Raw genomic sequence first — 14,439 nt, forward strand, 5'->3', positions numbered from 1 at the left:
GGATTTTACTAAAATACGTCAAAAAATATAGGGCAAAAGCATAAACTCTTTGAAACATTCAATTTTTAGTACTTAGCTATTATAACGCACTACCCACTCAAAAAGGATATAACAAAAAAAACTCACCCCGAAGGATGAGTTTTCATAATCAGATTCTAATGCTTAGATTAGAATTTGTATTCTAGACCACTACCAACTACGAATACTTCAGCATCGCCTCTAGTCACTATCATGCCATCATCTACATTAAGACTTTTAAGATCATCAGCATTGTTCATACCAGCGTAGGCATGCATGATGATGTTGTCTTTAAAGAAGTATTTGCCACCACGATTTGATCTGAATTAGCATCATTCCAACCATTAAGGTTGTCAGTTTTGTTGTATTGTGCGTATACAGATGCTGGACGAGCAAAGTTAGTTAGACCCATTGCAGCGCTAACCACTAAACCTTTTTCTTTCTTAGTATCACGAGCATAGTCATAGTCAGCTACTTGATATAGTGCACCAAGTGTTACAGGGGCTGCGATGAATTTGCCTAAGTCTACAGTTGCAGTACCACGGATGATATCACCATTGATGTTTTGGTCTTTGTCATAAGCCACACCAGCAGTGAAGCCAGTACCTTGGTCAAACATCATTGCAACGCCAAAACCAGCATCATTGTTGAAATTATCATCATCAGAGCTATACATAGCAGACAATTCTAATGGTAGGTTGTTGTATTTTGGTGCAGTCCAAATAACTGAGCTATTGATACGACCACTATCAGCCATATTCAACGCTTCAACAACGTCATCTTCCATTTCGTTAGTACCCATGTTATCCCAATAGCCTTCGTTAACAACAACGTTGTTAATTCTGTCTAGGCTAGATTGGTTTTTACCAACACGGAACTCACCGAACTGCTTGTTGTTAATACCAAGATAAGTATCACGGTTAGAGAAAGTAGCATTATCACCATCGATGCTTGTGCCATACTCTAATTGATAGATAACATCAGTATTGGCTGTCATGGCTTCAGAGCCTTTAAAGCCTAAACGTGAAGAATGAGAGTTGATTTCTACTGTGTTTTCATCGAAATCTTCACCAGCCGCAGTTGCATTGAAATCTGCATTGACATAGTCAAGAGCTAAGAATGCTTTACCATAGACAGTCGGTGCTGCATTGGCTGCAGATACAGATAGGGCAGCAACTGCTGTAGCTAAAAGTAGTTTTTTCATGGGGTATCTCCACTTTACAATTTTAGTAATAAGCTAGCTATGATTAGCTGGTGCTCATAATGGTATCGTCACAAATCCTCAAAGATAATGTGTAACTGGCTACCGAGATTAGTCAGAAACAAGTGTGGCGAAGTTCTATTACAGTAAGATGAAAAAAACAATGACTTACATAACTGGGATTAAAAAGTAACTGCCATGTAATCTTAGGTCTTTATCGCTCCGTTGCGTAACATCCGTTACCAAACTCATACTTCGAATACAAGCATAACAACTTTGACATAATTTGCAACATTTTTTTTAGATTTTTAAACCCAGTATTTGTTGAATGCCATATCTACTATAGAATGTAGGTCATTGTAAAAAAATCCCTATCCGCTCAAATAGATAAAGATACTATTGATTAATATAATTACCAAGAACTTGAAACTAGCGTAATGAATACCCTTTCATTAACAAAAATAAAGCCGTACTTGTTCATTAACAAGTACGGCTAATGAAAAATAATAAATGTGGTTTATGACATACTGACAGTCACAATTGAGATCGGAAAATTGCTACAAGAACAGTAAAAAAGGTATTTTCACTGCTCTTGTTTCCAGACTATAACCTTAGTCAATGGCTATCACAGACTTATTAAGTATAAAAGCCAATAACAAGCCTCATTCAGTTATGACAGTATCATAATAGAATGTCAAGTATGCCATATTCTAATATTAACCTGCGCAATATTAGCAGCCTGCTTTTAGATCAAGACGTGCCTGATGTAATAATGGCTCAGTATAGCCACTTGGCTGCTCGCGACCTTTAAATACCAAATCACAGGCCGCTTTAAAGGCATAAGAGTGGTCAAAGTTATCTGCCATCGTCTGATAGTCGCTATCGCCTGCATTTTGCTCATCAACCACTTTTGCCATACGCTTCATCGTATCCATCACTTGCTGCTCGCTCACGACATCGTGATGCAACCAGTTGGCAATGTGTTGACTTGAGATACGTAAGGTCGCACGGTCTTCCATTAAACCCACATCATTGATATCCGGTACTTTAGAACAACCAACGCCTTGGTTTACCCAACGCACAACATATCCTAAGATGCCCTGAGCATTATTGTCTAGCTCTTGCTGCTTCTCTTCATCAGTCCAGTTGGTATTTTTTGCTAATGGAATGGTCAAAATGTCGTCTAATCTGGCACGCTCACGTGATTTTAGGCTGTCTTGAACATCAGCAACACTCACTTGATGATAGTGCATGCTGTGCAAGGTTGCCCCTGTTGGTGATGGTACCCATGCAGTACTGGCTCCAGACTTAGGATGTGCAGCTTTGGTGTCCATCATCTCTTTCATCTCGTCAGGCTTCGCCCACATGCCTTTACCAATCTGAGCAACACCCTGTAAACCAGTCTCTAAACCGATATCAACGTTCCACTGCTCATAAGCTGGCTGCCATGCTTGTGACTTCATCTCACCCTTAGGTACAAATGGGCCTGCATTCATGCTGTATGCATCTCATCACCAGTACGATCTAAGAATCCTGTGTTGATGAAAATGACACGCTCTTTCGCTTGGCGGATGGCTTCTTTCAAATTGACCGTCATACGGCGCTCTTCATCCATGATACCGATTTTGATGGTATTGCGCTCTAAGCCTAATAAGTCTTCTACTGCATTGAATAAATCGTTGGCCATTTTGACTTCTTCAGGACCATGCATTTTTGGTTTAACGATATACATTGAACCTTTACGTGAATTTGATAGCGCATTTTTACCTTAAGGTCATTGAGCGTTAATAGTGGTGTAATCAAGCCATCCATCAAGCCTTCAAATATTGTTCTTGACCATCACCCAAGTCGACCAATATTGCAGGGTTTTGCATGAGGTGACCGACGTTACGAATCAGCAATAACGAACGACCTGGCAGGATCAGCTTGCCACCATCTGGTGTGGTGTATTCACGATCTGGATTTTGCTGACGTGTGCGGGTTTTGCCACCTTTTTCAAAGGTTTCTTGCAAGTCACCATTCATGAGACCAAGCCAATTGCGATACACTTCCACTTTTTCTTCTGCATCGACGGCACGATTGATCTTCACAATCTTGAATTGCCGTAATAGCTGACTCTAGCAGCACATCTTTGATATGTGCAGGGTCGTCTTTACCGACTGGATGGTTGGCATCTATTTGAATTTCTGCATGCAAACCGTTGTTTTTTAATAAAATACCCGTTGGGCTTTCTGCATCACCGACGAAACCAACGAATTTTTCGGCATCTTTTAGCTCAGTACTGCTATCACCTTGGACAATTTCAAGCTTACCATCGACCACTTTAAAGCCGGTCGCATCGTTATATGAACCTGACGCCAATGCAAAGTTTTCATCTAGGAATTGTTTGGCATAAGCAACGACAGCAGCACCGCGAGTTGGGTTGTAACCACCTTTTGCTTCTTGACCATTTTCGTCACTGATAACATCAGTACCGTATAAAGCATCATACAAGCTGCCCCAACGAGCGTTGGTTGCGTTCAATGCGTAGCGCGCATTACGTACTGGTACGACCAACTGCGGGCCTGCAATATGAGCAATCTCGTCATCGACATTTTCTGTGCTAACTTTAAAATCATCGCCTTCTGGCAACAGATAGCCAATCTCTTGTAAGAATGCTTTGTAAGCAGGATAATCAATGTTGCCGTCTTTGGCAGGATGTTGCAGGTGCCACTGGTCAATCTGCGCTTGAATCTTGTCACGAGTTGCAAGCAATGCTTTATTGCGCGGCGTAAACTCTTTAATGACCTTTTCAAAACCTGACCAATAACTGTCTGAATCAACACCGACTTTCGGTAGCACTTCGTTTTCAATAAAGTCATACAATTGCTGGTCGATGGCAAGAATGCCTTTTTGAATACGATTGGCGTTAGAAGACTGGCTCATGTTTTATCCTTATCTGTTCGTGAGGGGTGTGAATACGAAGTTGCTACCGCAATGATTACACATTGTCGGTCTTAGGCATCTATTCCAAATTTAGATGAAATACTAAGCAAACCTACTGATATATCATACAAGCTGGTGGTGATTAGCGAATTAACTATTTATGCTATGCTATTAACCTATATTTTTGCTGCATTAGCCATTAGCATGGTCAACGCATTTATAACGGATGATGGTATCAACCTTGCTTAATGTACTCAGTGTACGATTTGAGCTCGGTTGCCTTGCACCTACTGTAAACGGTTTCAACTGCATAACATTGGCAAGCATCACCACTGCGACAACACAATATGGCGACACATCAATAGTAAGACAAAATAGCGCTTAAGCAAAATATCATCCTACTATCAAATAAAGAAATAAACAAGAAAACATCATTCACTAGATAAATACTGGGGTTGTATTATAATGATAATCTATATGAGACAGGCGCTAAGAGGTTTTATTAGTGCTTATCCATCAATACTTGATATCGCATAGACAAACTGTCAGTAATCATTACCTCACGGATTTATGCTTAACTGTTATCTATTTAATATTAAAAAAAGACCTTTTAAACGTTCGATTATGGCAAACACTATGAATAAAGAAGATATAAGAACCAAGAACAGTAACGACAAAGTTATGAACGACAGCAATATAGAAGAACCTAGTATAGTAAAAGACGAGATAGATGAGGACGATGTTGATATCACAAAGCTACGCACCCCGATAAAGGTTGACCTATCTGCTGTTTATAATTTTTTGGGTGCGCGCACAACACAAGCTTGGGTTGATGCGGCGATTGCGAATGTACCGCTGATCATTCAAGATCATGCCAATTGCGAAAAAAAGGCCGCTGGCACTGCCATGAATCTCATATTCCGCTATGAGTTTTCTTATGATTTGCAGCGTAAATTGGCACAATTGATACGTGAAGAAATGCTTCATTATGAGCAGGTTTTAGGTATTATGAATGACCGTGGTCAGGCGTGGAAATATCTAAGTGCTGGACGTTATGCCAAAGGCATGCTAAAACACAAACGTACTTATGAGCCAGCAGCGATGGTGGATGTGTTGATAATTGGCGCATTTATCGAAGCACGCTCTTGTGAACGTTTTGCCGCCCTTGCTGAAGTCATCGACGACGAACGCTTGGCAAAGTATTATCGCTACTTACTTAAGTCGGAGAGTCGTCACTTTGAGGATTATTTAGCCTTGGCTCAATCACTGTCTGAGGATAATATTGATGAGCGTGTCGCATTTTTCAAAGAAGTAGAAGCAGAACTGATTTCTAGCCCAGATCATGAGCTACGCTTTCATAGCGGTACACCTGCTTAAATACGTAATATTAGGTATCATTTTAGATTAGATACCCTCTTATACAGTGAACGTTATACAGCAAAAAAGTGAAGTAACTAGCCAAGTTTAATGCTCTGGTCTGTTACCTCACTTATTAACATTTTTTTTAAACTTCGTTATAGCAAAATGAATGGTTATTTATCATCTTTCATTAATGAGCTGTCATACTGTTTACTATCCTTCGCAACATGATGAGGATCGTGATTATCGGTTGCCCTTTCTGCCGCTGCTGGATTGACTTTTTGTAGCGCATCATCAGGTACGATGCCATGGTTATCGTTCGCATCTCTTAACTGATGGTCTTCTTGGTTGACAGCCTTGTCATCTGGCGTATTCATCATTACTCCACTCCTTATTATCATAATAGTCATTCTATAAAGATAAAAAATCTGTATTTAATCAATTTTTTATAAAAAGCTATTAATCTTTTTCATCAGGATTTAACACCCGTGTTTGAGCATTATCGATATTTGCATAACGATTCATGTTGTTAATACCTTCGCTTTTGGATGTCTCGCTAACCATCGTATGCTCATTCACGCCATCATCAAAGGCGTTACCTTCTTGGTCTCGGCGATCAGGCTGACGTGCAGGGTTGTCATTATCATTGACATGCTCTGAGTTGACGACGCCTTCTTTAAAAGTATCCGTTCCTTTATTTTCAGTGATGTTCTTTTCAATACCACTATCACTATGCTCATTAGAAGTAGGACTACTAGGTAGGCTATTAGCAGAATCATGACTATTGATTGAGTCATCATTTTCACTGATGCGTGTCTTGGTAAGTGCTGGATCATTGGTTTGCATGGCTATATCCTTATTATTGTTATTCGTGTTTTAGCAATTGCTTAATGTGCTTAGATTTTTTATGGCGGTTTAGCAAATGGTGAGCCTAACTTAATACCCAACTCAACCTAGCTAGCTAGCAATTCATACTATTCATTGCCTTCTTGGCTCAAATCATAAGCATTCAAATCTGCGACGTTCTTGCCACCAGCGGGTAAATTCTCTTCTTTACGAGGGTCAACATATATCTCGTCGGTTTCTTGCGACTCTTGTTGTGGACCATCGATATTAGGTTCGTGCTTACGACCTTCATAACTGTCTTGTACATTGTCTGGGTGTAAGGCGGCTGGATCACTAACTGGTACCGCTTCTTCATGGTTTGGATGAGTATTATTTGGCATTGCAGTTCCCTCGCATCAATATGTCATTCATAGATAAAATAAGTTAATCCAAATATTTATATCACAGCTTATTTATCATTTATCCGTACGCAAATCATCTTCAATAAAAGAGGTTTGCTCGTCTTTACTTAATGCTTCAGGCGCATCGACCTCTTTATTGTCTTTGAGATTTCGCGCAATTTTCTGACTATCTGCTTGCTCAGCAGCTTTTTTGATATCTGATGTGTCATTATCGGTATTGCTCATAAGATTTTTCCTATTTTTATAATTCGTTGATTTAGGCAGTCCCTACTCTTTTTCGTAATACGATCAATGATAGTAATACGAGCAATTTTGCATGAATTACTAGAGTGCTAATTGTTTATTAAACCATCAAACCCGTTTAATAATAGCGTGAGGGCTGATCTTGATTATAAGGATGAGATAACGTACTGCACTAGTGTGCTGCCGTATCAATATGTGAATAAATGTGAGGTTACAAGACAGTTTGTAACTTAGACAAATCGTTTATCCAAAAAAAAACCAAGCATAGAAAGTACTCTATACTTGGTTTTTTGCTTGATATTTATTGATTGTAAAGACGTGTTTACCACTTTGAAGATGTCGTTGAAATATTAAGCTAGCTTGATGCGTCAACGCCATTAATCACTTTTAATAAATACTCTTGAGCGGTATGCGGCGTTTCACCTGCGGCTGATTGCAGCTGCTGCCAAACACCATCACCGCTAAGTATCCACGCTTGGGTATTGTCTTTCAGATAGTTAAGTAAACCGTCTTGATATACTTGTTGAAACAGTTTTTTGTCTTCGATTGGAAACGCCACTTCGACGCGATGAAATAAATTACGATCCATCCAGTCTGCACTACCACAATATAAGCGCTCGTCGCCATTATTATAGAAATAATAAACACGCGTATGCTCTAAAAAACGCCCGATAACAGAGCGTACGGTAATGTTTTCTGATAGACCTTTTACTTGCGGACGCAAACAACACATGGAGCGTAAGATGAGCTCGATTTTGACGCCTGCTTGCGAGGCATCGTATAACTTGCTAATCAATCGACGTTCGGTTAAAGCATTAACCTTAACGATAATATGAGCGCGCTTGCCGGCTTTTGCATGAGCAATTTCATCATCGATAAAGCTTATCAACTTATCATGCAAGGTAAAAGGCGCATGCAGCAGCTTTTTGAGATTGGCAGGCTTGCCCATTCCCGTCAGCTCTTGAAATATATTATGTACATCCTCTGAGATATCAGGATCTGCGCTAAATAAACCATAATCGGTATAAACTTTAGCATTGGCGGCATGATAGTTGCCCGTCCCTAAGTGCACATAGCGGCGGATTCGATCATCCTCACGGCGCACAATGAGCATCAGCTTGGCGTGGGTTTTATAGCCGACAATCCCGTACACGACGACCGCACCCGCTTCTTGCAAATAATTGGCGACGGCGATATTAGAGGCTTCATCGAAACGCGCACGCAGCTCGATGACGGCAGTGACTTCTTTGCCATTACGAGCAGCAGCAGCCAATGCTTTAACGATTTCTGAATTGGTGCCTGAGCGGTACAATGTCTGCTTAATCGCTAACACTTTTGGATCGCTCGCCGCTTGCCAAAGCAGATTGATAATCGGTGAAAATGCATGAAAAGGATGATGCACTAGCACATCGCTTTTACGCATGGCGGCAAACATACTGGTTGCTTTGTCCAGCTTATCCATCTCACGGCGGAACTCTTTTGGCACTACATGGGTAAAGGGCTGATAGCGCAGCGCTGGAATATTGAAATCAAACAATAAGCGCGTTAAGTTGACAGGACCATTGACGCGGTACAGCTGATTGTCATGCAGCTCAAACTCATTGAGCAAATAATCACTGATAGGCGTTGGACAATCGGTGGTGACTTCTAGCCGCACTTTATCACCGAAGCGGCGGTTTTCTAGCTCGCCCTCCAGAGCCTTAGCAATATCTTCAACATCATCAGCCAAATCTAAATCGGCATTGCGCGTCAGTCTAAACTGATGGCAGCCCGTCACACTCATACCAGGGAACAGCTCACCGATATGCTCATGAATAATAGCTGAGAGCATGACGTGATGTTCTTTGCCACCTGTCAGCTCATCAGGCAGGCGAATCACGCGTGGCAAACTGCGCGGTGCGGGCACAATCGCTAGATTGATATCACGACCAAAGGCATCTTTACCTTCTAAAGTGGCGATAAAGTTTAAGCTCTTATTGACCAAACGCGGAAACGGATGCGCCGGATCGATGCTAATCGGTGTCAACACTGGCGATACTTGCTCAGTGAAGTAGCGCTTCATCCATGCCGACTGCTCAGCATTTAGCTCATCGCGTTTTAGATAACGAATATCCTCAAGCGCCAGTGCTGGTAAGATATCTTCATTGAGAATACGATACTGCTCAGCGATGGCATCGTGCATTACGGTGGATATCTCATTCAGCACTTCACTGGGACGCATGCCATGAACACTGGTCGAGACATCACCCATATTTAGCTTTTGCATAATGCCTGCGACACGAATCTCAAAAAACTCATCGATATTCGATGAGAAAATAATCAAGAAAAACAAGCGCTCAAGTAGCGGATGACGAGGACTTGCCGCCTGCGCTAAGACACGTAAATGAAACTGTAATAAAGACAAGTCGCGATTGATATAACTGCTGGGTGAATAGCTGCCGTCTTCTGAACGCTGCCATGCAACCTCAGTTAAATGGTCATTGCGACTCTCTGTATGGCTTTTATTATCAACTGCTATCACCGTATTATTGCTATCAGTGTCCTGCTTATTATTCACATCCATCACGTCACTACTCCTTTGCGTTATCGATACGCCATCATCTTCAATACCAATTGTCTTTTATAATCGCTTTTCCACTAAGAAATTTATCAGGGTTCTTTCTTCATCCATTACTACTCGAAACTGCCATTCAAAACTATCGCTTAAAACCATCACTTGAAACTATCATTCAAAAACACAGCGCTATTTATTAAATGGTCATAGGTACAATCCATTAAGCCGATTGTGGTAACACCGCATTGCTCATGCGCTTTTTGATAATACGTTGTTTATTGCGTAAACGTCTATCACCCTGATTGTCTTCGTAGTATTTTGGATTGGTCAACATAGCGATAAGTAAGGCTGATTCATCACGGTTCAGCTTGGCCGCAGATTTATCAAAGTAATGCTGAGCTGCTGCTTCGATACCATAAATACCATTGCCAAACTCTGCCACATTAAGATAAGCGGTCAAGATACGCTGCTTATCCCATAATGTCTCAATCATGACAGTGATAATCGCTTCCTCAATTTTACGAACATACGAGCGATGCGAGGTCAAAAATAAGTTTTTTGCTAGCTGCTGGGTAATCGTCGAGCCACCAGCGGACATCTTACCCGTCTCTTCATTTTTCTTACGTGCCGCCTCAATGCCTTTGAAATCAAAACCATTGTGCTGACTAAATGTCGAATCCTCACTCACTATCGCGGCTTGTTTGGCAGATTTTGCGATGGCATCGTATTCAGCCCAAGTTTGGGTGACAGTACCGCCCGTCAAACGATGAGTCAGCATAAACATGCTGTTATTAATCGGCTGCGTTTTCCAAATTAATAGTAGCCCAGCGACTAATATATGGAATGCGACGACCAATAGCATGATTGCCATCAATAATCGTTTGAAAAATTTGCCAAAACTTGCCATGCGCGATATCCAAGTGACTGAAAAGGTAATAAGATAAGATGAGCTGAAGAGCCAGTAATTAAAAACAGCAGGTCATCTTACCTAATCTCACAATCGCTGTCATTACTTACCCCACTTCTTTATCATGCCATACAGCCTACGTAAAAAAGATCAGGTAGTATTTATACTGGCAATCGAAGTCCTAAAAACCGAAACTTTGTGACAAGTATTAAGACAAGAGAATAAATATGTACGATGATAATAATATAAAGCCTTACGGGAACGTATGGTTGCTGCAAACCCCGATCTTGGTCATGCTGAAAATAAAGATAAATGGTGGTTACTTGGAACGTCTGGCTGTCATTTGTGCGACATCGCGAAGCAAGTACTGACTCAATTTCAAGCCGTACAGCCGATTGCCTATCAACAGGTCGATATCGCTCATTTCGATGAACCATTGATGATGGAGTTTGCCACCACTATTCCGGTGATTTTGACACCATCAACACGATTAAATTATCCATTTTCAGTCATGGATTTACAGCAACTTTTCATACAATCATAGCAATCCTACAATAAAAAACGATGTAGCGAGAACATAATGAAAAATTTGAGCAAAATTACTGAAATTGAAGACCTGCGCCGCGTTGCCGAACGTAAAGTACCGCGTATGTTTTATGATTATGTGGATTCAGGCTCATGGACTGAGACGACTTATCGTAGCAATGAAACCGACTTTGACCGTATCAAGTTACGCCAGCGGGTATTGGTAGATATGGACAATCGCAGTCTAGCAACCCACATGATTGGCGAAGAAGTAAAAATGCCCGTCGCCATCGCGCCCACTGGCTTTACCGGTATGATGTGGGCGGATGGCGAGATTCATGCAGCGCAGGCAGCAGAAAAATTCGGCATACCGTTTTCGCTATCGACCATGAGTATCTGCTCTATCGAAGATATCGCCACTCATACCAGCAAGCCCTTTTGGTTTCAGCTATATGTGATGCGCGATCATGACTATGTGGCCAATTTAATTCAGCGGGCGAAAGATGCCAATTGTTCGGCATTGATCCTCACCGCGGATTTACAAGTGCTGGGACAGCGCCATAAGGACATCAAAAATGGCTTGTCTGCACCGCCTAGACCTACACTTGCCAATATCGTCAACTTGATGACCAAGCCTCAGTGGTGTATGAATATGCTGGGCACCAAACGTCATAGCTTTGGCAACATCGTCGGTCATGCAAAAGGCGTCGACGACTTATCTTCTCTCACCGCTTGGACGGAGAGAGCAGTTTGATCCGCGCTTGAGCTGGGATGACGTGGCGCGCATCAAAGATATGTGGGGCGGCAAATTAATTATTAAAGGCATCATGGAACCTGAAGATGCCATTATGGCTGCTCGTAGCGGTGCCGATGCACTGGTCGTCTCAAACCACGGTGGTCGTCAATTAGATGGCGCCCTCTCTTCCATATCTGCCCTATCCGATATCGTACAAACGGTGCAGGCTGAAAATAGCGATATCGAGGTGTGGTTAGACAGCGGCATTCGCTCGGGTCAGGATGTACTAAAAGCGCGCGCATTGGGTGCAAAAGGCACGATGATTGGTCGCGCTTTTCTTTACGGTTTGGGCGCTTATGGTGAAGATGGCGTGCGCCGTGCGCTGGAAATCATTCATAAAGAATGCGATCTATCGATGGCGTTCTGTGGTCATACTGATATCAATAAGGTTACCACTGATATATTGGTAAAAGGCACTTATGAGAACCTCAAAGTTGCTAATCGTTAAACATGTCGTTAAAACGATCCACTATTAAGGGCACTAATCGTTTAAGAGTACTAATCGTTTAAGAGTACTACTCATCAAATCATAATGTCATGCAGATGTATGACATTATTTGACCATACCCTTTATACTCTATTTATAACATTCTAATGATATCTCACCTTTATGACCATTCAACAATTATTAAAAACAGCCCCTGTCACCACGCTGTTACTAGCCAGCTTTATCGGGTTATTCATCATGCAGGTACTGACAGGCGTCGATGCCAATAATCCATCGACTGAGGCGCTCTTAAAATGGGGTGCCAATGCATTGCCATTTACCATGGGTGATGAGCCGTGGCGCTTGGTCAGCAGTGCCTTTTTACACATCGGCTTGATGCATTTATTGTTTAATGGATTTGCCATGTATTTCTTTGGGCAGATTGCCGAGCCGATGTTTGGCTCAGCCAAGTTTTTGGCATTGTTTTACTGGCGGCGATTGGGGGCAACTTACTGAATAACTATGTCACGTGGCACAGTATCGTAGAAGGAACTGGTCAACCGGGTCTATCGGCTGGGGCGTCAGGTGGCATCATGGGTATCGGCGCAGCACTATTAATAGCCGCACTGTTTAAAATATCGGTCAATGGCATGGTGCTCAATCTTAAAAGCTTGATATTTATCATGGGCATTAACCTTGTTTATGGTTTTGCCGTACCGGGTATCGACAATGCGGGGCATATCGGCGGCGCGGTGACTGGCTTAGTGATTGCACTGGCATTCGCAATCGCCTACCGTCAGCGTATGACAATAGCGTTACAGAATATACCTAATCCCGCTACTTATGAAGACCGTTATCGAACGACTTATATCAATTTTCCAGCAAGCAGCGATACTGACTCTTCTGCTAATAACGAGCACTTTAATAATGTTGATTTTGACAATAACAGCAGTTTCCACCCCGACTCTGCTGTAAACTCACACTTAAATACTCATGCTAATCGCAGCCTCCTTAGTGAACAAGAAACAGCGACCAAATCTATCCTTATTTGGCAATTACTACCATGGCTAATGATGCTACTGATTAGCATTGGCTTTATTTGGTGGTGGCAAGATATTCATAATCAAATACAAGTATTAAAAACCATTGAGTAAACCTTCATAGTTATTTATCATTGCTAAATAATTCATGATAACAGCTTACTGGTTAGGTTTTCCTTACTCGCTTCTTGCTACAGTCAGAGCACTTTTAAACCGCTACGGTGTTACCCGCCCTAGATGTACTCAGTTTACTATCTGCGGTCGGTCGCCTTGTAGCGATTCTAAAATTTCTTGACTATACACGATTGCCCCCAATTATTTCATCCATTCACGAGACTCTATTATGTTTAAACCTGTAGCGCTACCTCATATTTCTACGCGCGTCATGCTTAGCGCATTAACGGCTACCGCGTTATTTAGTGTCGCCAGTATGTCCAATGCTGCACTTTTTAAGGACAATTTACCTACTGACCAAGACGCTGTATTAAGCGTAGGCGTCAACGTCATAGCCGTCAACTCAGCCTACGATATGGAAGACAGCCTCGATGTACGTGTGTTACCGGGCGCGTTTTATGACAACAATAGATTCTATGTGCGCGGTGCTCAAGCGGGTGCTTATATCATTAATGATGGCAAAAATCAGCTGTCGGCTTATGCTCAGCTCGCTGGCAACGATTTCGATCCTGATGATGCTAGAGGCGCATTACAAGGTCTTGATGAGCGTGAAGCATCAGTCGCTGCTGGCCTGACTTATTTGCGCCGCACGCCCGTTGGTGGTTTCCGTGCTCAAATCGCGACTGATGTTTTAGATCGTAGTGGTGGCAATACTGCCCGCTTGACCTATCTTGCTAGAATTACGAAAGACAAGCTAACGGTCTATCCAAGCATTGGCTTTGAATACAACGATGCTGACTATAATGAATACTATTATGGCGTCAGTGAAAAAGAGTCAGCGGAAACAGGCGTCGCCGCTTATAAGTCCAATTCGAGCTTGAACCCTTACGTTAACATTAGTGCCAACTATGATTTCAATGAACGTTGGGCATTGTTTGCCAATCAAAGCTTAAGCTATTTGCCGAATGAGCAATATGATAGTCCTATGGTTGATTCGCGTACTGAGTCAACCTCAACGCTTGGTTTGCTTTATAAGTTTTAATTCAGCTTAGATTTTCGATAATAAAAAGACCTTGTCGTATT

At 41.9% G+C, this 14,439-nt stretch carries 9 protein-coding genes and 4 pseudogenes; 5 read left to right on the plus strand and 8 right to left on the minus strand.

Annotated elements, in window-relative coordinates; translation table 11 throughout:
• Positions 1-167 precede the first annotated feature (167 nt).
• Positions 168-1,222, minus strand: a pseudogene (locus G7Y90_RS16790) (porin).
• A 728-nt stretch (positions 1,223-1,950) separates the two neighbouring features.
• Positions 1,951-4,144: pseudogene (locus tag G7Y90_RS16795) on the minus strand (malate synthase G).
• A 681-nt stretch (positions 4,145-4,825) separates the two neighbouring features.
• Between G7Y90_RS16795 and G7Y90_RS16800 the strand changes: the two are divergent.
• Positions 4,826-5,521 (plus strand): MiaE family protein, encoded by a 696-nt coding sequence (locus G7Y90_RS16800; protein WP_420825201.1) that lies wholly within the window; start codon positions 4,826-4,828, stop codon positions 5,519-5,521.
• Positions 5,522-5,676: 155 nt separating this feature from the next.
• On the opposite strand, the gene G7Y90_RS16805 is transcribed toward G7Y90_RS16800, so the two are convergent.
• The 6 genes from G7Y90_RS16805 to mtgA form a co-directional block, all read right to left on the minus strand.
• Positions 5,677-5,883: a hypothetical protein gene (locus tag G7Y90_RS16805; RefSeq protein ID WP_211181220.1), complete on the minus strand. Its 207-nt coding sequence runs from the start codon at positions 5,881-5,883 to the stop codon at positions 5,677-5,679.
• A 79-nt stretch (positions 5,884-5,962) separates the two neighbouring features.
• Positions 5,963-6,349 carry a hypothetical protein gene (locus G7Y90_RS16810; protein ID WP_250162986.1) on the minus strand — a complete coding sequence of 129 codons (387 nt, stop codon included), beginning with the start codon at positions 6,347-6,349 and terminating at the stop codon, positions 5,963-5,965.
• A 128-nt stretch (positions 6,350-6,477) separates the two neighbouring features.
• On the minus strand, positions 6,478-6,729 hold the full coding sequence (locus tag G7Y90_RS16815) for a hypothetical protein (protein ID WP_250162987.1): 252 nt from the start codon (positions 6,727-6,729) through the stop codon (positions 6,478-6,480).
• A 75-nt stretch (positions 6,730-6,804) separates the two neighbouring features.
• Complete coding sequence (locus G7Y90_RS16820) at positions 6,805-6,975, minus strand: hypothetical protein (protein WP_250162988.1); 171 nt, start codon at positions 6,973-6,975, stop codon at positions 6,805-6,807.
• A 373-nt stretch (positions 6,976-7,348) separates the two neighbouring features.
• Positions 7,349-9,556 carry a polyphosphate kinase 1 gene (ppk1, locus tag G7Y90_RS16825; RefSeq protein ID WP_250164024.1) on the minus strand — a complete coding sequence of 736 codons (2,208 nt, stop codon included), beginning with the start codon at positions 9,554-9,556 and terminating at the stop codon, positions 7,349-7,351.
• A gap of 211 nt (positions 9,557-9,767) precedes the next feature.
• The gene (gene mtgA / locus G7Y90_RS16830; RefSeq protein WP_250162989.1) at positions 9,768-10,454 is read right to left on the minus strand and encodes a monofunctional biosynthetic peptidoglycan transglycosylase; all 687 of its coding nucleotides are present in this window, start codon (positions 10,452-10,454) and stop codon (positions 9,768-9,770) included.
• Positions 10,455-10,719: 265 nt separating this feature from the next.
• Here mtgA and G7Y90_RS16835 point away from each other — a divergent pair, with 265 nt between their 5' ends.
• The 4 genes and pseudogenes from G7Y90_RS16835 to G7Y90_RS16850 all read left to right on the plus strand — a co-directional run bounded on the left by G7Y90_RS16835 (position 10,720) and on the right by G7Y90_RS16850 (position 14,398).
• A complete protein-coding gene (locus G7Y90_RS16835; protein ID WP_250162990.1) occupies positions 10,720-10,998 on the plus strand; it encodes a glutaredoxin family protein in 279 nt (92 codons plus the stop codon).
• 36 nt (positions 10,999-11,034) lie between these two features.
• Positions 11,035-12,223, plus strand: a pseudogene (locus G7Y90_RS18705) (alpha-hydroxy acid oxidase).
• Between the two features lie 375 nt (positions 12,224-12,598).
• Positions 12,599-13,356 (plus strand): annotated as a pseudogene (locus G7Y90_RS16845) (rhomboid family intramembrane serine protease).
• A 229-nt stretch (positions 13,357-13,585) separates the two neighbouring features.
• A complete protein-coding gene (locus G7Y90_RS16850) occupies positions 13,586-14,398 on the plus strand; it encodes a MipA/OmpV family protein (RefSeq protein ID WP_060491661.1) in 813 nt (270 codons plus the stop codon).
• Positions 14,399-14,439: the final 41 nt, after the last annotated feature.

This window comes from Psychrobacter sp. WY6 (assembly GCF_018448495.1).
Taxonomy (GTDB): domain Bacteria; phylum Pseudomonadota; class Gammaproteobacteria; order Pseudomonadales; family Moraxellaceae; genus Psychrobacter.

Coding starts and splice junctions, on each gene's coding strand:
- G7Y90_RS16805 (WP_211181220.1), bottom strand. CDS start 5,883: ATGATGAATACGCCAGATGACAAGGCTGTCAACCAAGAAGACCATCAG.
- G7Y90_RS16850 (WP_060491661.1), top strand. CDS start 13,586: ATGTTTAAACCTGTAGCGCTACCTCATATTTCTACGCGCGTCATGCTT.
- G7Y90_RS16820 (WP_250162988.1), bottom strand. CDS start 6,975: ATGAGCAATACCGATAATGACACATCAGATATCAAAAAAGCTGCTGAG.
- ppk1 (WP_250164024.1), bottom strand. CDS start 9,556: ATGGATGTGAATAATAAGCAGGACACTGATAGCAATAATACGGTGATA.
- G7Y90_RS16835 (WP_250162990.1), top strand. CDS start 10,720: ATGGTTGCTGCAAACCCCGATCTTGGTCATGCTGAAAATAAAGATAAA.
- G7Y90_RS16800 (WP_420825201.1), top strand. CDS start 4,826: ATGAACGACAGCAATATAGAAGAACCTAGTATAGTAAAAGACGAGATA.
- mtgA (WP_250162989.1), bottom strand. CDS start 10,454: ATGGCAAGTTTTGGCAAATTTTTCAAACGATTATTGATGGCAATCATG.
- G7Y90_RS16810 (WP_250162986.1), bottom strand. CDS start 6,349: ATGCAAACCAATGATCCAGCACTTACCAAGACACGCATCAGTGAAAAT.
- G7Y90_RS16815 (WP_250162987.1), bottom strand. CDS start 6,729: ATGCCAAATAATACTCATCCAAACCATGAAGAAGCGGTACCAGTTAGT.